Annotated in this window: 20 protein-coding genes and 1 pseudogene; 6 read left to right on the top strand and 15 right to left on the bottom strand. The window is 29.6% G+C overall.

All coding sequences use genetic code 11. From position 1 onward, the window contains the following. Positions 1-13: 13 nt before the first annotated feature. On the bottom strand, positions 14-208 hold the full coding sequence (locus PG913_RS12120) for a hypothetical protein (RefSeq protein ID WP_271230936.1): 195 nt from the start codon (positions 206-208) through the stop codon (positions 14-16). 441 nt (positions 209-649) lie between these two features. On the opposite strand from PG913_RS12120, the gene PG913_RS12115 reads away from it, so the two are divergent. Next, a complete protein-coding gene (locus PG913_RS12115) occupies positions 650-997 on the top strand; it encodes a HopJ type III effector protein (protein WP_271230935.1) in 348 nt (115 codons plus the stop codon). Positions 998-1,186: 189 nt separating this feature from the next. Here the strand turns inward: PG913_RS12115 and PG913_RS12110 are convergent, their stop codons facing one another. The 3 genes from PG913_RS12110 to pheS form a co-directional block, all read right to left on the bottom strand. Continuing rightward, positions 1,187-2,305 carry an SDR family oxidoreductase gene (locus PG913_RS12110; protein ID WP_271230934.1) on the bottom strand — a complete coding sequence of 373 codons (1,119 nt, stop codon included), beginning with the start codon at positions 2,303-2,305 and terminating at the stop codon, positions 1,187-1,189. Between the two features lie 79 nt (positions 2,306-2,384). Continuing rightward, positions 2,385-2,780 (bottom strand): hypothetical protein, encoded by a 396-nt coding sequence (locus tag PG913_RS12105; protein ID WP_271230933.1) that lies wholly within the window; start codon positions 2,778-2,780, stop codon positions 2,385-2,387. Positions 2,781-2,862: 82 nt separating this feature from the next. Further along, on the bottom strand, positions 2,863-3,882 hold the full coding sequence (gene pheS, locus PG913_RS12100) for a phenylalanine--tRNA ligase subunit alpha (protein ID WP_271230932.1): 1,020 nt from the start codon (positions 3,880-3,882) through the stop codon (positions 2,863-2,865). Positions 3,883-4,148: 266 nt separating this feature from the next. Here pheS and gdhA point away from each other — a divergent pair, with 266 nt between their 5' ends. Beyond that, on the top strand, positions 4,149-5,492 hold the full coding sequence (gene gdhA, locus PG913_RS12095) for an NADP-specific glutamate dehydrogenase (RefSeq protein WP_271230931.1): 1,344 nt from the start codon (positions 4,149-4,151) through the stop codon (positions 5,490-5,492). Positions 5,493-5,628: 136 nt separating this feature from the next. On the opposite strand, the gene glmS is transcribed toward gdhA, so the two are convergent. The 3 genes from glmS to PG913_RS12080 are packed head-to-tail and all read right to left on the bottom strand — an operon-like array spanning position 5,629 to position 9,918. Further along, a complete protein-coding gene (glmS, locus tag PG913_RS12090) occupies positions 5,629-7,485 on the bottom strand; it encodes a glutamine--fructose-6-phosphate transaminase (isomerizing) (protein WP_271230930.1) in 1,857 nt (618 codons plus the stop codon). Between the two features lie 9 nt (positions 7,486-7,494). Next, positions 7,495-9,090, bottom strand: a complete 1,596-nt coding sequence (locus tag PG913_RS12085; protein WP_271230929.1) for a DUF4270 family protein — start codon at positions 9,088-9,090, stop codon at positions 7,495-7,497. Between the two features lie 9 nt (positions 9,091-9,099). Continuing rightward, positions 9,100-9,918 carry a glycogen/starch synthase gene (locus tag PG913_RS12080; RefSeq protein ID WP_271230928.1) on the bottom strand — a complete coding sequence of 273 codons (819 nt, stop codon included), beginning with the start codon at positions 9,916-9,918 and terminating at the stop codon, positions 9,100-9,102. A gap of 96 nt (positions 9,919-10,014) precedes the next feature. Between PG913_RS12080 and panC the strand changes: the two are divergent. The 4 genes and pseudogenes from panC (at position 10,015) to radA (ending at position 13,777) form a co-directional block, all read left to right on the top strand. Continuing rightward, a pseudogene (gene panC / locus PG913_RS12075) lies at positions 10,015-10,861 on the top strand (pantoate--beta-alanine ligase). A gap of 48 nt (positions 10,862-10,909) precedes the next feature. Beyond that, on the top strand, positions 10,910-11,260 hold the full coding sequence (gene panD / locus PG913_RS12070; RefSeq protein ID WP_271230927.1) for an aspartate 1-decarboxylase: 351 nt from the start codon (positions 10,910-10,912) through the stop codon (positions 11,258-11,260). A gap of 44 nt (positions 11,261-11,304) precedes the next feature. Then, positions 11,305-12,210 carry a lysylphosphatidylglycerol synthase transmembrane domain-containing protein gene (locus tag PG913_RS12065; RefSeq protein WP_408648492.1) on the top strand — a complete coding sequence of 302 codons (906 nt, stop codon included), beginning with the start codon at positions 11,305-11,307 and terminating at the stop codon, positions 12,208-12,210. A 205-nt stretch (positions 12,211-12,415) separates the two neighbouring features. Continuing rightward, positions 12,416-13,777 (top strand): DNA repair protein RadA, encoded by a 1,362-nt coding sequence (gene radA, locus PG913_RS12060; protein ID WP_271230925.1) that lies wholly within the window; start codon positions 12,416-12,418, stop codon positions 13,775-13,777. Here radA and PG913_RS12055 read toward each other — a convergent pair. The 8 genes from PG913_RS12055 to PG913_RS12020 all read right to left on the bottom strand — a co-directional run bounded on the left by PG913_RS12055 (position 13,774) and on the right by PG913_RS12020 (position 18,978). Beyond that, on the bottom strand, positions 13,774-13,968 hold the full coding sequence (locus PG913_RS12055) for a hypothetical protein (protein ID WP_271230924.1): 195 nt from the start codon (positions 13,966-13,968) through the stop codon (positions 13,774-13,776). The two genes, radA and PG913_RS12055, sit on opposite strands and share 4 nt — an antisense overlap. Positions 13,969-14,026: 58 nt before the next feature. Beyond that, positions 14,027-14,320: a Bor family protein gene (locus tag PG913_RS12050; RefSeq protein ID WP_271230923.1), complete on the bottom strand. Its 294-nt coding sequence runs from the start codon at positions 14,318-14,320 to the stop codon at positions 14,027-14,029. Positions 14,321-14,452: 132 nt separating this feature from the next. Continuing rightward, positions 14,453-15,421: an arsenosugar biosynthesis arsenite methyltransferase ArsM gene (gene arsM, locus PG913_RS12045; RefSeq protein WP_271230922.1), complete on the bottom strand. Its 969-nt coding sequence runs from the start codon at positions 15,419-15,421 to the stop codon at positions 14,453-14,455. Between the two features lie 36 nt (positions 15,422-15,457). Further along, positions 15,458-16,273, bottom strand: coding sequence for a purine-nucleoside phosphorylase (locus tag PG913_RS12040; protein ID WP_271230921.1), 816 nt, complete (start codon positions 16,271-16,273; stop codon positions 15,458-15,460). Between the two features lie 49 nt (positions 16,274-16,322). Further along, entirely contained in the window at positions 16,323-16,922 is a 600-nt protein-coding gene (locus PG913_RS12035; protein ID WP_271230920.1) for a TIGR04282 family arsenosugar biosynthesis glycosyltransferase, read from the bottom strand. Beyond that, positions 16,915-17,346, bottom strand: coding sequence for a rhodanese-like domain-containing protein (locus tag PG913_RS12030; RefSeq protein WP_333780762.1), 432 nt, complete (start codon positions 17,344-17,346; stop codon positions 16,915-16,917). The genes PG913_RS12035 and PG913_RS12030 overlap by 8 nt, the downstream gene beginning before the upstream one ends. Before the next feature lie 234 nt (positions 17,347-17,580). Continuing rightward, positions 17,581-18,633, bottom strand: coding sequence for an arsenosugar biosynthesis radical SAM (seleno)protein ArsS (arsS, locus tag PG913_RS12025; protein ID WP_271230918.1), 1,053 nt, complete (start codon positions 18,631-18,633; stop codon positions 17,581-17,583). Positions 18,634-18,642: 9 nt separating this feature from the next. Then, complete coding sequence (locus PG913_RS12020; RefSeq protein WP_028888674.1) at positions 18,643-18,978, bottom strand: arsenosugar biosynthesis-associated peroxidase-like protein; 336 nt, start codon at positions 18,976-18,978, stop codon at positions 18,643-18,645. Positions 18,979-19,036: the final 58 nt, after the last annotated feature.

The raw sequence follows: 19,036 nt of genomic DNA, 5'->3' as shown, positions 1-19,036 counted from the left end.
AAATTACTATTATTTAGTTTAAACCCATGTTTTTCCTATTTTTAAATATCATTGGTTTAGCCTCTTTTTCGTATTTAATTAAATCGTCAATTGTCATTTCTGGAAATAATTTTTTTAAGAACCAAGCATTTAAAAATTTCAATAATTTAGGAAATATTAATATGATTAGAAAATTTAACATTGTACTTGCTTTTAAATATGAATACATAATTTTTCTTTAAAAATGAGTATTACTTTAATATTGAACCCATGTAAGGAGTTTTCTATTATGTAAACTGACTTTGTTTATCTTTGGGTAAAATTATTGTACCGACTCAGTTTAAAATAGGACACTAAATAATGTTGTTTTTTAAGTGTAAAACACTGTTAGTTAGTTAGTTTATTAGGTTTTTTGTTTGTGTTTTTTTAAAAAAGGAAAAACTGTAAAACGCTAATTATAAGCTGAATAGGTGATTTTATTATAGGACAGTTTTATGAAATAATTTTTTTGTCCTAAAATGATGAAAACAATAACACTGAAATGCTTAATGAAATAAAGGGCTAACAAGGTTTTTACTAATCTGATTTTAGGACAAACTATGTTTTTTACAGGAAAAAAGAATTTTATAAAACAGGTAAACAATTTATTTATCAGAATAAAAATATAATTATGACATTACAAGAATTTAAAAATACTTTAAAGAATACACCTAAAAATATTCAATTTTCAGATACGATTAGTGTTATTGAAGAAAACTACAATTTTACCCCATCAGCATTTAAAAATGGAGATTTAGAAAATGCGAGTACTCAAAATTTAGGTTCGTGTAAAGTGCTTTCTTTTGCTGTAAAACAAGAATTAAGCAAAGAAGAAGCATTGGCTTGTTTTGCACAATATTATTTTATTGATGTTTTAGAAAATCCAACAGCTACCGACCATCAGAATATTAGAAATTTTATGAATACTGGTTTCGAAGGACTTTCTTTTGAAAATGAAACTTTAAGCGAAAAAGTATAATTTTTAAATATAAATTATCAAAATTAGTAAAAATTACTAGCCCTGATTGAAGCATTTGTTTGAGCTCTTTTTTTGATTTTTCTTCAAAAAAAAGCGAGTGCGGAAAGCAGGAAATTGCTTCAAAAAAAACACCTATCGTAATTTATAAATTATAATAGGTGTTTCTTTTTTTTGATAAAAAATTAAATTTTACCAATCTTCGCCTTTAAAATCTTTAGATTTCGCATAACTAATGGTATTTTCTAAATAATCTTCGGTATTATATTTTGGTATCGGTAAAATTGATTCTAATAAATTAGTATCATATTCGTAAGGATCAGAAATTAAATATTGGTTTAAATGCAATCCAATAGTTTTGTAATAAATGTTTTCTAATCTGTTTTTACTTTTTAATAATGAACCACCTGTTGACGAATTTAAAAAAGTAAAATTATTAAAATCTACTGTTTTTAAAATTCGTTTCATTCCTGTAACAATATTTGTGCTTTTAGAATGCACAATATTAAGTTGTTCTATTTTTTGTTGATATACCGTTGCTATTATTTTTGCGACATAATCGACAGGAATAATATTTAAACCTGTTTTAAAATTGGTGGTAATTCGAATAGGATTATTAGCAAGCGGATTTTTATAAAAAAAATTTCCTAAAAGATAATAAACCATGTAATTTGAAATAAAATAAGGCGATTTATTAAAAATATTTCCGCCTAAAACACTAGGTCTTAATATTTGTATGGAAACCTTATTTTCTTGTCCTTTTTTTAATAAAAATTTTTCGGTTGTGTGCTTTGCTTCTTCGTAAAAGTTGCGGTATTTAGGCTTTTTTTTAGCGTGATAATCATTATCAATTAATCCGCCAATATTACCGATACTAAACGCCGTACTTATATAAGTGAACTTTGTAATGAAAGATGAAAATGTATTAAATACCTCTTTTGTAAATTCATAAACACCATTAAAAACAACATCGCGTTGCGATTTATCGGTGGTTAAATTTACACTTCCTGCTGAATGAATAAAAAAATTGGTTTCATTTTTAGATAAAAAAGTTTCAGGTTTAAAAAACGAAACCATATCTAAAGCTCTAATTTTTTGAGCGATTAACTTTTTATTTTCAGTAATAAATGATGGAGAAGCATCACTATTTAATATTTTTTGAACTCTATCTAATGCTGATTTACCGTTTTTTTCTCTTACAGGAAGATATATATGTTTGATGTTATCTTGTTGTAATAATTCATAAAAAACCTGTGAACCTAGTGTTCCTGTACAACCTGTAAGAATAACATTTATTTTATTTTGTTTCATTTTAATAGATAATTAACCTATTTGGGCTAATTGTGTCAATTTTTAAGAAGAAATAAGGTAATAATTATTTGTGAAAATATTACTTACAAACAACGCCTTTTTTATTTAAAAGATCAATATCTCTAAAAAATCCTTCTTGAATAGTTCCTTCTTGAAAGATAAACGTTTTGTCGTGTAAAATATTATTTTCAAAAAAAGTAACCTGAAATTGATTATCTAAAGCAAATAATTCAGGTTGCATTATTTCAAATTTAGAAAAAGATTTAGCTTTTAAAAGGTCAATTTTTCTTCGGAATAATGAAGTTTTTTTAGTTTCAGAAAATCCTTGAGAAACGATAACAACCATTTCTAAATCTACTTCTTTTTTATTGATAATATAAACGTTCCATTCATCCAAATTATCATTTGGATTTTTTTCTAAAGTGATGGCAATTTCTACATCAGTAACTCCTGGTATTTTTATGTCTTTTCTCATTTAATCTATGTTAAAAGCAAAAAGTTGAAAAGTAGAAGTGATTCTTAACTTTTCAACTTTTTATATTTATAGTAATTTTTATTTATATAACTGATTTAAATTGCTCTAAGAAACGTTTATCATTTTCGTAAAACATTCTAATATCAGGAATTTGATATAATAACATTGCTATACGTTCAATTCCCATTCCGAAAGCGTATCCAGAATATTTAGTAGGATCGATATTTGCATTTTTTAATACATTAGGATCTACCATTCCGCAGCCCATAATTTCTAACCAACCTGTTCCTTTTGTAATTCTGTAATCAGTTTCAGTTTCTAATCCCCAGTAAATATCTACTTCGGCACTTGGCTCTGTAAATGGGAAATAAGAAGGTCTTAATCGGATTTTAGACTTCCCAAACATCTCTTTGGTAAAATATAATAAGGTTTGCTTTAAATCGGCAAAAGACACATCAGTATCAATATATAAACCTTCTACTTGATGAAAAATACAGTGTGCTCTGGCAGAAATATCTTCGTTTCTAAAAACACGTCCTGGAGAAATCGTTCTAATAGGTGGCGTGTTGTTTTCCATATATCGAACTTGTACCGATGAAGTATGCGTTCTTAACAAGGTATCAGGATTTTTATCGATAAAAAAAGTATCCTGCATATCACGTGCTGGATGATATTCTGGTAAGTTTAATGCTGTAAAGTTATGCCAGTCATCTTCAATTTCTGGACCTTCAGAAACTGTAAAACCAATTCTATTAAAAACCTCAATAATTTGATTTTTAACCAAAGATATTGGATGACGAGAACCTAAATTAATTGGTTCTGATGGACGCGTTAAATCGCCATAAAAACTTTTATGTTCAAATGTACTTTCTAAATTATCATTTAGTTCAGTTACTTTATCTTCAGCAGATTTCTTTAAAGTGTTTAATGCTTGTCCAAAATCTTTACGCATTGCTGGATCTACATTTTTAAATTCAGCAAACAAATCTTTTAATAAACCTTTACTTCCTAAGTATTTTATTCTGAAAGTTTCAACTTCTTCTTTAGAACTTGCTTGAAAAACCTTTACATCACCAATCAATTCTTTTACTTTGTCTAACATCTTATCTATCCAAAATTTGACTGCAAATTTAATATTTTTATATCAAATTTACACAATATCTATAATTATTAAAATTTGATGAAATATAAATAGGAATTCTTTTAGTGAATACCTGTTTCTTTTATATAATTGATAAATAAATATTAAAATTAGTTAATTTTTAAATGTTTTTAAATTTAACAGATTGTAAATTAATTATATTTGCCTAACAAAATTTGTTAAAAAGATTAATACAACAACATATACACTAATATAACAACTAGATTATGGAATCTAAAATAAATGCATTTATGGATTACGTTAAAGAACGTAATTCTAATGAGCCAGAATTTTTACAAGCTGTACACGAAGTAGCAGAAACTGTAATTCCATTTATTGAAAACAATCCTAAGTACCAAGGGAAGAAATTGTTAGAGAGAATGGTTGAGCCAGAAAGAACTTTAATGTTTAGAGTTGCTTGGGTAGATGATAAAGGAGAAACTCAAGTAAACAGAGGATACAGAGTTGAGTTTAACTCTGCTATCGGACCTTACAAAGGTGGTTTACGTTTTCACCCATCTGTAAACTTATCAATCTTAAAATTCTTAGGATTCGAGCAAGTGTTCAAAAACTCTTTAACTACTTTACCAATGGGTGGAGGAAAAGGAGGTTCTGACTTTAATCCAAAAGGAAAATCTGATAGAGAAGTAATGGCTTTTTGTCAATCTTTTATGTCTGAATTATTCCGTCATATTGGTGCAAATACTGATGTTCCTGCTGGAGATATTGGTGTTGGAGGAAGAGAAATCGGATTTATGTTCGGTCAATATAAAAAGTTACGTAACGAATTTGTTGGAGTTTTAACAGGAAAAGGTGCTTCTTGGGGTGGTTCTTTAATTAGACCAGAAGCAACAGGTTATGGTGATGTTTATTTTGCTGATAACATGTTAAAAACTAAAGGAGATTCTTTTGAAGGTAAAACTGTTGTTGTTTCTGGTTCTGGAAACGTTGCACAGTATGCTACTGAAAAAGCTACCGAATTAGGAGCTAAAGTAGTTACTTTATCTGATTCTTCAGGATATATTTATGATGCTGACGGAATTGATGCTGAGAAATTAGCACACGTTATGGAAATTAAAAATGTTCGTAGAGCTAGAATTAGCGAATATGTAACAAAATATCCTAACGCTAAGTTCTTTGCAGGTGAAAAGCCTTGGTCTGTAGCTTGTGATGTAGCTTTACCATGTGCAACTCAAAATGAGTTAAACGGTGAAGAAGCTAAAACATTAGTTGCTAACGGATGTATTTGTGTTGCTGAAGGAGCAAACATGCCTTCTACACCTGAAGCTGTTGAAGTATTTGTTGCTGCAAAAATATTATTTGCTCCAGGAAAAGCTTCTAATGCTGGTGGAGTTGCAACATCTGGTTTAGAAATGAGTCAAAATTCATTACGTTATAACTGGACAAGAGAAGAAGTTGACGCTAAATTAAAAGCTATTATGAATGATATTCACGCTTCTTGTGTTGAGTATGGTACGCAAGCTGATGGTTACGTAGATTACGTAAAAGGAGCAAATGTTGCTGGTTTCGTAAAAGTTGCTGATGCAATGTTAGATCAAGGAGTTGTATAATAATTCCTTTTTGATATATTATAAGCACGCTATTTATAGCGTGCTTTTTTTTTGATATATTTTAGATGATATTTAAAAATAAAAAAATCCTGAGATACTATCTCAGGATTTTCTATTTTATTATGATTATAACTGTTTATTCAACAGTTACAGATTTTGCTAAATTTCTTGGCTGATCTACATTTTTTTCTAAGAATACCGCAATATGATACGATAATAATTGAAAAGGAATTGTAGTTAACAACGGAGTAAAAGCTTCATCAGTATCAGGAATTTCAATTACATGATCTGCAATTTCTTTTACTGTAGTATCGCCTTCTGTTACAATAGCGATAATTTTACCACTTCTAGATTTTATTTCTTGAATATTACTAACAACTTTTTCGTAATGCCCTTTATTAGTTGCAATTACAAAAATTGGCATATTTTCATCAATCAAAGCAATAGGACCATGCTTCATTTCAGCAGCAGGATATCCTTCTGCATGAATGTATGAAATCTCTTTAAGTTTTAAAGCTCCTTCTAAAGCTACAGGAAAGTTAAATCCTCTACCTAAATATAAGCAGTTTTTAGCGTTTTTATAAACCTTTGCAATTTCCTTAATTTGCTCGTTAGTTTGTAATAATTTTTCTACTTGAGAAGGAATTTGTTGTAATGTTTGTAAATAATTATTTACTGCAGATTTAGACAATGTTCCTTTCTCTTTAGCTAATTTTAAAGCAATTAAAGAAAGTACTGTTATTTGTGTAGTAAATGCCTTTGTTGATGCAACTCCAATCTCAGGACCAGCATGTGTATAAGCACCAGCGTGAGTTTCTCTTGCAATAGAAGAACCTACAACATTACAAATACCAAAAACAAATGCTCCTTTAGATTTTGCTAATTTAATAGCAGCTAAAGTATCGGCAGTTTCTCCTGATTGAGAAATAGCGATTACTACATCATCTTCATTAATAATAGGGTTACGGTATCTGAATTCAGAAGCATATTCTACTTCAACAGGAATACGAGCCATATCTTCAAAAAGATATTCACCAACTAAACCAGCATGCCAAGAAGTACCACAAGCAACTATAATAATTCTACTTGCATTTTTAAATTTAGAAATGTTATCATCAATACCAGCCATACGAATAATACCTTTGTCTGGTAACATTCTTCCTCTGTAAGTATCTATAATAGCCTTTGGTTGTTCGTAAATTTCTTTTAACATAAAATGGTCATATCCACCTTTTTCAATTTGGTCTAAACTTAATTGAAGTTCTTGAATATTAGTATCAATTTCTTTGTCATTTTCAATTTTACGAACTTTTATTCCTTTATTTTTTTTGATAATAGCTAATTCACCATCTTCTAAATAGATAGCATTTTTAGTATATTCAATAAAAGGAGAAGCATCAGAAGCAACAAAAAATTCTTCATTATTTTTTCCAACACCTATTGCAATAGGGCTTCCTAAACGAGCAACAATTAGTTCGTTAGGTTTATTTTTATCAAAAACAGCAATAGCGTATGCTCCAATAACATTTGTAAGTGCTAATTGAACAGCTTTACCTAATTTACAGTTTTCATTTTTTTGAACCTCTTCTATAAGGTTTACTAATACTTCTGTATCAGTATCACTTTTAAAAGTATATCCTCTTGATATTAATTCTTTTTTTATAGTATCATAATTTTCAATAATTCCATTATGAACGATAACTAAATTTCCAGATTCAGAAATATGAGGATGAGAATTAGTATCGTTAGGTACACCATGAGTAGCCCAACGTGTGTGACCAATACCTATATTTCCTTTCTTTCTTTTTTCGTCTTTATTAGTAATGTATTCTAAATCAGAAACTTTACCTTTAGTTTTAGATAAATGTATTGATTCTCCATCATACATCATAATTCCTGAACTATCGTAACCTCTATATTCTAAGCGTTTTAACCCATTTATAACTATTGGGTATGCTTCTCTATGACCTATATATCCTGTTATTCCACACATAGCAATGTTTTATTTTTCTTTTGAATATGATATTTTTAATACAGCTCTTTTTACTCCGTTAGCAGTTTCACTTCCGTTTAACAATGTAACTCCTCTAGGATTCCAATTATATGTTCTAACATTTACATCAATAGCATTATTTTTTATAGCACTATCTGTAGGGTTATTATATACTTTTAATATTAAAGGTTCAATATCACTTGTTGTACCATCTAATAAGTCAGAAATATAATCTTTTATACTAAAAGAATATTTCTCAGGTTTATCATCCTCTGACAATTGAATATAACCACCAAAAGTAGCTGTTTCTTTATAAGCATCTGTTAATTGTGTTGGAACAATTCCTTTAGTTCCTTTATCTATATTTTGATAAATAAATAACTTTTGAGGTACTATATTTTTATTCGTATTAATATTTTGATTGACATAAAAAGTTAAAGAAGCATCATTAATTAATAACTTATCATCTCTTAACTCTTGAAGCTTACTTTCGTTTAATATTGTAACTTTTGCCATAGTTCCAGCAGTACCTTGTATTACAAAATTATTTGAAGGTACAGCTGTAGTTGCTGGTGACATCACATATTTGCTGTTTCTTATACCTGATAAAGGGAAGGAATAAGTGTTTGGTAAGGTATCTTTTAATACTAAAGTAGCTTCTCCTTCTTTTTTCTGAAAAGTAGTAATTGTATAAAGAAAATCAACGCTAACTGAAGCATTAGTTCCTAGTAAACTAAGAGGGAAAATAGTACCATTACTTCCTTCCGTTTCAATAATTAAACCTCTAAAATAGTTGTTGAAAGTACTAGAAGAAGAAAACTCAGTGTCTTTGAATTTATCCCAAAAAATAGTTTTCATTTTTTCTTTATCCAAAGGGATAGTTAAAAATGGCGCTTTATTTGCTAATTTTATAGTGTCTTTATAAGTGTTACCATTACTAATATTTCTTGTTAATATTAGCATTGTATCTTTTGGACTAGGTTTAAATGTAAACCCAGTATTTTCATTTAATAATTCAGATTTAATATAAGAATGATTAGATTGAAAACTATTTTGGTTAGCTGGATTACTAGGATTTAGTTCACTTAAATACGTTCCGTTTCTGTAAATATTTAAAGGCATAGGAATACTAATATCTCCTAAAATAGAATCTAACCTGAATTTAGGTTTTCCATCAGTTTCTTTGCCTATATTGGTTGCTGTATATGGTATTTTAAGAATAACCTTGTCAAGTACATAAATAGAGTCTATTTCTCCAATTTTTGTAGCAGGTTTTGTATCTTTTATTTTAGGATTATTTAATAGTTTTAATTGGCTAATAATAGACGCTTCAATACCTTTATAACCCCCATTTTTATATACACCTAGCCAATACTCACCTACAGTAGTACTTATATTATCTGCTCTAACAGCTTTATAAGCATCGTTAGTATTTGAGTCTGATATATCAATTTTTTCAATAGCGACATCTAATAATAGTTCGCCAGTTTCAAATTTTGTGTTATCAATAACACGACCACCTACATCGTTAAAATCTTTTTCACATGATATTATAGTAGCTAAACATAACAAGCTAATACCTAAAACCCCAATTTTTCTAATCATTTGTATTATTTATTCACTTATTTCTAAAACATTTTCTTTGTAAAAATCTAAATACGCCTCTGTTAAAGTTTCTTCTGATTGAAATTCTAAGACTTTTGTTGCTTTTTCGGCAATAAAATCATTAATTTCATCAGGTAAAACTTCACTACCTTTTACAATAGCATCTGAGTTTTCAATGGCACTTTTTAAGATATTAATTTGATTCGGTGTTACAATAGTTGCAATTTTTGATTCGTCAATTTTATCAAAACGAACTTTATTTGCTAATTCACTATTTAACTCACCTTCAAAATTATTTTGATAAATCGAAGTTACAATTTTACTTTCCGTAAATAATGGTTCTTCTTTATAAAATTCTCTTAAATATAATGGAAGTAAAGACGCCATCCATCCGTGAATATGAATTACATCAGGTGCCCAGTTTAATTTTTTAACAGTTTCTACAACTCCCTTTGCAAAGAAAATCATACGTTCGTCATTATCATCAAACATTTTGTCATCTTCATCAGAATATACCGCTTTACGCTTAAAATATTCTTCATTGTCAATGAAATAGACCTGCATTCTTTCTTTAGGAATTGAAGCAACTTTAATGATTAATGGCATATCCATGTCATTAATTATTAAATTCATTCCAGACAAACGAATTACCTCATGTAATTGATGCCTTCGTTCGTTAATTACCCCAAAACGAGGCATAAAAATACGGGTTTGAACTCCTTTAGAATGTGCGTTTTTAGCAACATTAAATGCAGTAGACGATAATTCTGTTTCCGGTAAATAGGGTATTACCTCTGATGAAACGTATAATATTCTCTTATCCTTCATTAAATCGGTCTATTTTATTGAATGCGCAAAAATACGAAAATTTATGCTATAATGATGTTAAATTGCTAATTTTGCACGTATTCCAACTATAATAGAATGAAAGTTTATAAAACTAAATCAGAATTAAAAGCATTTTTATCTCCCTTAAAAAAAGAGAATAAATCAATAGGATTCGTTCCTACAATGGGAGCTTTACATCAAGGTCATTTATCGCTTATTAAAAAATCAAAGAAAAAAAATGACATTACGGTTGTCAGTATTTTTGTAAATCCTACTCAGTTTGATAATGAGGAAGATCTTATAAAATATCCTAAAACTATTGAAGAAGATATTAAATTATTAGAAAGTGTTCAGTGCGATGTTTTATTTTTTCCTTCTGTAGAAGAAATATATAGCGAGGTTGTGGATGCTAAAAACTTCAATTTTGATGGATTAGAACATCAAATGGAAGGGAAATTTAGAGACGGTCATTTTGATGGAGTTGGTACTATTGTCAAAAAATTATTTGAAATTGTAAATCCGAATACTGCTTATTTTGGTAAAAAAGATTTTCAACAGTTTCAGATTATCAAAAAAATGGTTCAAAAACACTGACATCCCGGTTAAGGTTAAAGGATGTGATATTTACAGGGAAAAAGATGGTTTGGCTATGAGTTCTCGAAATACTCGTTTAACAAAAGAACACCGTAAATCTGCACCATTTATCTATAAAATATTAAAGAAGGCAAAAAAGAAGTTTGGCACAAAAAGTGCAGATGAAGTTACAAAGTGGATACAGAAAAAGTTTAAAAATCATCCATTATTAGTATTAGAATACTTTACTATTGCAGATGAAAAAACTTTAAAAACTGTTAAAAACAAAGAATCAAATCATAAATACCGTGCGTTTATTGCGGTTTTTGCAGGCGATATAAGATTGATAGATAATATTCGCTTAAAATAAATTCAGTCAAAAACAAATCATTAATCATTAAAAAACTATTTTTGCAGTATGTTAGTACAAGTAGTAAAATCTAAAATACACCGTGTAAAAGCTACCGGTGCCGATTTAAATTATATAGGAAGCATTACCATTGACGAAGACTTAATGGATGCAGCAGGAATTATAGAAGGTGAACGTGTTCAAATTGTGAATAACAATAATGGAGAACGTTTAGAAACCTATGCTATTCCAGGACCTAGAGGAAGTGGCGAAATTACATTAAACGGAGCTGCGGCAAGAAAAGTAGCAAAAGGTGATGTATTAATTCTAATCGTGTATGCGTTTATGGAATTAGAAGAAGCTAAGAAATTTAAACCTTCTTTAGTTTTTCCTAACGAAGCAGATAATACCCTTACATAATTTTGAATTTCAAAAAAATCTTAAAAATCATATTACCGCTCATTTTGGGCGGTTTTTTAGTTTGGTATTCAATCTCTAAAATTTCTATTGATATTTTAATAGAATATTTTAAAGAAGCAAATTATAGTTGGATTGTTTTAGGTTTGTTTTTTGGAATTCTAAGTCATTTATCAAGAGCATATCGTTGGAAGTTTTTATTAGAACCAATGGGCTATAAACCTGATTTTGGAAATAGCACTTTAGCCGTTTTGGTAGGTTATTTAGTTAATTTAGCATTACCAAGAGCTGGAGAAGTTTCTCGTGCAGCGGTTATGACAAATTACGAAAATATCCCTTTTGAAAAAGCCTTCGGAACTATTGTAGCCGAAAGAATTGCCGATGTAATTATGATGTTAAGTATCATTACTATTACACTTTTTCTTCAGTTCGATTTTATTTACAATTTGCTTACTCAAAATTTCGATCCCATAAGAATCGGAATTATTTTATCCGTATTAATTCTTGGATTTTATTTACTTACCCGTTATGTTAAAAAGGCAAGTTCAGGAATTGGTTTAAAAATTAAAACCTTTATTTCAGGATTGGTCGAAGGGGTAACAAGCATCTTCAAAATGAAAAATAAGTGGGCATTTATATTCCACACAGTATTTATTTGGTTGATGTATGTTTTAATGTTTTGGGCAACAATTCCTGCAATTAGTGGTTTAAATGTTCCTTTAGGAGGTGTTTTAATCGGTTTTATTGCTGGCGGATTTAGTATCGCAGCCACCAACGGAGGTATCGGTTTATATCCAATCGCTGTAGCAGGAGCATTGGCTTTATTTGGCGTATCCGAAGAACCTGCAACCGCTTTTGGTTGGATTATGTGGACAGCTCAAACAGCTATGATTATTATTTTTGGAGGATTAGCTTTTCTATTTTTACCTATTTATAATAAAAACAAAAAATAAGAATAATTTATTGGGCGTTACCTTGCAGGTCGCGCTTTCATTACTCGCTTTTTTTATTTTTTCGAAAAGAAAAAAATAAAAAAGAGCTCAAACATGCCATTCAATCGCTAACGCAGTTACTTTTTAAAATTTGATTATAAACTATTTAAGTTTGTAACTTTGAGTTTTATTAATACGATATTTTAAAACTTTCAATTTATTTCAAATGGCTAAAACAAAAACTACTTTTTTCTGTCAAAGTTGCGGATCTCAACATGCACAATGGATAGGGCAGTGTAAAACCTGTAAAGAATGGAATACTATTGTTGAAGAAGTTATTGAAAAAGAAGAAAAAAGAGCTTGGAAAACGCCTGAAAACGTAGTTAAAAAAGTATCTAAACCTTTAAAAGTACAAGATATTCAAGTAAACACAGAAGAGCGTGTTGTAACTCAAAATAACGAATTAGATACTGTTTTAGGTGGTGGAATTGTAAAAGGTGCAGTTGTTTTATTAGGAGGAGAACCAGGAATCGGAAAATCGACTTTATTATTACAAATCGCTTTAAATATTCCTCAAAAAGTATTGTATGTTTCAGGAGAGGAAAGTCAATCGCAAATTAAAATGCGTGCTGAACGTTTACAATCAACCAATTCTAATTGTTTAATATTAACAGAAACGAGTACACAACAAATATTTAAAAACATAGAACAAGTTCAACCCGATGTTCTGGTAATAGATTCTATTCAAACATTACATACAAGTTCTATAGAAGCCTCACCAGGAAGTATTTCTCAAATTCGAGAAACATCAGCAGAACTTATAAAATTTGCTAAAGAAACAGGAACTCCAGTATTATTAATCGGACATATTAATAAAGACGGACATATTGCAGGACCTAAAATTTTAGAACACATGGTAGATGTTGTTTTACAATTTGAAGGAGACAGAAATCATACTTATAGAATTTTACGTTCTCAAAAAAACCGATTCGGTTCAACAGCCGAATTAGGAATTTACGAAATGTTATCAACAGGATTACGAGAAGTTTCTAATCCATCAGAAATATTAATCTCTAAAAAAGATGCCGATTTAAGCGGAACGGCAATTGCATCAACTTTAGAAGGTGTACGCCCGTTAATGATAGAAATCCAAGCATTGGTAAGTACAGCCGTTTACGGTACGCCACAACGATCTACAACAGGATATAATCTGAAAAGATTACATATGATTTTAGCTGTTTTAGAAAAACGAGCAGGATTTAAATTAGGAGCAAAGGATGTTTTTTTAAATGTTACAGGAGGAATTCATGTTGATGATCCTGCAATAGATTTAGCCGTTGTTGCTGCAATTTTATCATCAAATCAAGATATGGCAATAAACCCGAATGTGTGTTTTGCTGCCGAGGTTGGTTTAGCGGGTGAAATAAGACCAGTTTCAAGAATCGACCAACGAATTATAGAGGCTGAAAAATTAGGGTATGAAACCTTGGTTGCATCAAAATATAATAAAATAGCCTCAAAAAATCATTCTATAAAATTACTTTTAGTCGGTAAAATTGAAGAAGCTTTTGCTACCTTATTTGCTTAGGTTATTTTAATTTGTTTCTTTCTTGTGAAAAATACAACAGATAAAAAAAGTACAAAAAGAATTACTTTTCCAATTAAAGAACCATATCCATATTCTGTTAATCGATTAAAATCAGTAATTAAAATTTCAATAATATTAATTAATAATAATAATGAAAGTATAATAGAAATGTAAAAGATAATTTTTTTCATATTCAATAATTTATAAAAAGAAGCGTAATTTTAATTACGCTTCTTTTATAAGAATTTACTATTTAGTTACTGTAGTAGTAGTAGGCGAGTAAAGTCCAAAAGTTAAACCTGATACTAACCCATTAACAAAAGATAGTCTTGTATGAACAGTATAATCTTTAGCTCCATCAGCCATTTGCTTAGAGTTAGAAACTCCAACAGGTGCTAAACCACCTAACACATAATGGTTCCACTCAGTAGTTTGAGAGTTTCCTTGAGCTCCTTTTCCAACAACACTTGTATAAGAATAACAAGAAGTTAATAATGTTGATGCAGCAAATACAACAGCAATCATTTTCATTGAATTTTTCATTTTTTGTAATTTAAAATTACTCTTTATAGAGTATGGTTATTTTTGAGCAAGTTATTGAAAAAATAACTTATATAAAAAAAGGAAACTCTTAATTTTATATAAATGTTTCGTTCTTTGTTTTATATCAATAAATTAACAGCATCCACCGCCATCATAATGATAGGTAGATTCTGAAAAGAAAATATCATCTCTTCCTAAGGCTTTTAAATCTCTTGCTGTTTTATCGCAAATTGCTAAAGGCTGGTTTTTTAATAAAGTATGTCCTAATCCGTCATCAAAATAATCATCAGCACCATAATAAATAGCTGCTTTTCCAGTAAAAATACAAGGACCATCTGCTGGCATAGGATCTTTAATTGCTGCAACTTCAATCGATTCAATATAAATTAATTCATCAGTAGGATAATTCTTCGGATCTAAAATTCGATAAGGTTTTCTAGCTCTAATTTCTATCGTTCCAAAACCAGCATCGGTTAATGCTTTTACATAATCGGCAATCGATAAACTTCCGCTTAAACATAAGGCACGTAAACGCTCATCATTTCGTAATTCATCGTTCATTTCTTGCTCGCAAGTTGGGTCGCTCATAACCAATTTTCCATGAGGTTTTAAAACACGATACATTTCTGCAATGGCTTTCTTTAAATCATCTGACTTAAAAATATTGAACAAACAATTTTGAGCCGCAACATCAATAGAATTATCTTCCACAGGTAAATTCATGGCATCACCTTTTCGTAAATCAACAAAATTAGACTTAAACCAATCGTTTTGTTCTTCAGCAATTATAAAGTTTTTGCGAGATGCTTCTAACATTTCATCTACCACATCTAAACCAATTACACCGCCTTTATTTCTATTGAAATAAGCAAATTGCAATAATTCCATACCACCACCAACACCAACATATAGCATTTTAGGATTGTTCGTTAAATCACGAGCATGTACTGTCGAACCACAACCGTAGTTCATTTCTTGCATGATTCTTGGAATTTTTAATCCAGGTAATTCCCAAATAGGATTTGTAGTGCAACATAAGCCAACATCAGGTGTTAATGCGGCTTTTTTATATACGTTATGTGTAGTTTCTAAATAACTCATGTGTTTTTATTTTATCGAAATCAACTCCGAATGTTGTTATAATTTAAAGATTAATTCTTTAAATAATGTAATCATTTTTGGTTCAGCTTTTCCTGCAACAGCAATGATATCAGCAATATTTACAGGTTGTAAATTTTTAGGATCACATTCATCTGTTAAAACAGAAATAGCAGCACAAGGAAGGTTTAATTGTTTTGCAACAATAACTTCAGGGACGGTACTCATACCAACAGCATCAGCTTCTAGTATTTGTAACATTCGGTATTCTGCTCTGGTTTCTAATTGCGGACCAACAACACTTGCGTACATTCCTTCATATAACTGTATGTCGTTTGAAGTTGCAATATCTTTCAATAAATTGTTGATTTTTTTAGAATAAGGCTCAAGCATATCAGCAAAAATATTTCCGAAATCTTTTGCACCTTTAAAAGCTAGGGGAGAACCACCTTGTAAATTTATATGATCTTCTAAAAGCATTAAATCGCCTTTTTTGTAGGTTAAATTAATTGCACCTGCAGCGTTTGAAATCAATAATTTTTTAATTCCTAAACTATGCATTGTTCTAATTCCGTAAGTAACTTCCCAAAGATTGTAACCTTCATACACATGAAAACGCCCCGCCATTACAACTACTTTTTTTCCTGATAAAGTTCCGTAAATTAATTTTCCAGAATGAGATTCAACAGTTGCTTGTGGAAAATGAGGAATATCTGAATATAAAATCTCTTTTTCAATGTCAATTTCGTTGACTAATTTTCCAAGTCCTGTACCTAAAACAATACCTATTTCAGGATTTGTAATTCCGTTTAACTTTAAATAATCTGTAGTTTCTTGTAATTGTTGTTGTTTCATTGGTTGTATATCTTCGATTGTCGTTTTTTTTAATTACGATATCTTATTTTTATAAAAATTGTTGAAATGCCGAATGATTTTCAATATCTTCAAACACATCAACATCGTTAAGTTCTTTTAACAAATGTACGTTTACTTTTTGCAAATCGTTTAGCGTATCTTTTCTTACGGTTTCTGTTCCCCAAGCTTTATTTTGAAAAACATCAGGATGTAAAGTTTTCATTCCTAAAAGATAATATCCGCCATCTTCGGCAGGACCAATTACAACATCATTTGAATTTAATTTGTCAAAGGCATCTTCTATAATTTCTTCGGATAAATCATATAAATCGCTACCAATAATTAGCACTTTTTCATACTTTTCATCAAACGAATTTTTAAAAGCGTTTTCCATTCTAATTCCTAAATCTTCGCCTTTTTGTTGATGTTTTTGATAAATTTTTGTATCCCAAATATCATTATCACGAATTTTCACAGAATAATAAACGGCTTTATCACAATTTAAATTGGCGGTAATTTCATTGGTTTTCGCTAATAGAAATTTATAAATAGTTAATGCGGTTTCATCGCCAACAGTTTTTGCTAAACGTGTTTTTGTCTTTCCTAATTCAGGATTTCTTGTAAAAATTAAAAGTATATTTTTACTCATATATTTTTTCTCCTTTTAACAGCCATTTGCTCCACGCTTTATTAAATGTGTGTACTTTTTCTGTTGGATTATTATCAGAATTTACTATTAAATTTTGTTTATTTTTCCATTCAAAAATTCCGCCATATAAATTGTAAATATTTGTGTATCCTTCTTTTTTTAATTTTTCGGCAATATCTTCAGAACGAATTCCCAAGGAACAATAAACGACTATTTTAGTTTTTTTATCCGAAGGAAGCTTTTTTAATATTTTATAAATATCAAAATTATCATAACCAACACAAACAGAACTTTTTAAATGACTTACTTTAAATTCTTTTGATTCTCTAGCATCTAATAAAACAAACTCCTTTTTTTGATGTATTAAATTACTCAAACTATCAACAGAAATATAAGGAATCGTTTCTGTATTATGTTTTTTCAACAATTGTTTTAAATCCTTTTGAGAAAAAGAATTAAAGGTTATCAGCAAAAAAAATAAGATAAATTTATTCATTTTAATAAAAATAATTTGAAGCAATTTCCCGCTTTCCGCACTCGCTTTTTTTTGAAGAAAAATCAAAAAAAGAGCTCAAACAATTGCTTCAATCGGGGCTAGGCTTATTTGCAAGTAACTATAATTATCAAAAATAGTTTTATCTTTTTTTTAAAGATAAAATTATGCAACCACACCCTGACAGCTACTTCCAGAACCAGCAGTACAGCCGTAACAATGTTGATTTATAATAATATTTCTGTCTTGTAAAATTTCCTCGTTGTATTCCGAAATATGTTTTACGCTGCTTGCTACTTTTAAATTTAACATCTGATTAAAATCACAATCGTATAAATTACCGTCCCAACTTACCGATAAAGTATTTGTACACATCACATTTTCTACAGCCTTCGGATTATAGGCATCAATTAAAGAATACATATAATCTTCATAATTTTCAGAAGCGATTAAATAATCTAAAAAACGACTGATAGGTAAATTGGTAATCGCAAATAAATTATGAAAATCGATATTAAAATCATCTTTTAAAGCTTTTTTAAAATCGTTTTCAAGCGCCATTTGATCCCCAGGTAAAAAAGCACCAGACGGATTATAAACCAAATCTAATTTTAAATTAGAACCTTCAATTCCGTAACCAACTTCGTTTAACATTTGCAGTGCTTTGATTGATTTATCAAAAACACCATCACCACGTTGTTTGTCGGTTTTTCCACGTGTCCAATGTGGCATTGACGAAACAACGTGAATATTATGTTTTTTAAAAAAATCGGGTAAATCGTGATATTTTTTGTTAGCTCTAATAATTGTTAAGTTAGAACGAACAATAAAATCTTTGATTCCTGCTTTAGAAGCTTCTTCAACAAACCACCTAAAATTAGGATTCATTTCAGGCGCTCCACCAGTTAAATCTAAAGTATGAGCTTGGGTATTTTTTATAACATCCAAACATTGTTGCATTGTTGCTGTGGTCATTATTTCTTTACGATCAGGACCAGCATCAACGTGGCAATGTGCACAAACCTGATTACACATATAGCCTAAATTAATTTGAAGAATTTCTAGCTTTTTAGGACGTAAAGGAAACTGATTTGTTTCTTTTATTTTTTTAGCAAACGTTGGTAATTCACCATCAGCAAAAATTCCGTTTGATAAAATATCTAATTGACGTTGTGTATTTGCTAAATCGTTATTTCTGGCTAAAAGTGATTTTTTCATAGATGTATTTTACATTTCAAGTTTGTTCACTTTATTCATCATTTGAACACCGTGAACAAGAGTTGCTCCACTTTTTATAGCAGCTCCAACATGAAGTGCTTCCATCATTTCTTCTTTTGTAATTCCTCGTTCTAATCCATCTTTTGTATAAGCATCAATACAATAAGGACATTGTTCGGTATGCGCAACGGCTAAAGCAATTAAACTTTTTTCACGAGCAGTTAAAGCACCTTCTTCAAATACTTTTCCGTAATAATCAAAAAATTTATTTCCAAGTTCTTCATTCCATTCTGTTATTTTTCCAAATTTGCGTAAATCGGCTGGATCGTAATATGTTTTTGACATCTATTTTTTTATGTTGAAAAGTAAAAATACAAATTGTTTTTAAAATTTTTATAGCAAA

The organism is Tenacibaculum pacificus (assembly GCF_027941775.1).
GTDB classification, from domain to species: domain Bacteria; phylum Bacteroidota; class Bacteroidia; order Flavobacteriales; family Flavobacteriaceae; genus Polaribacter; species Polaribacter pacificus_A.
Note: the sequence above shows the minus strand (reverse complement) of the source record. Positions and strands in the feature narration are given on the sequence as shown.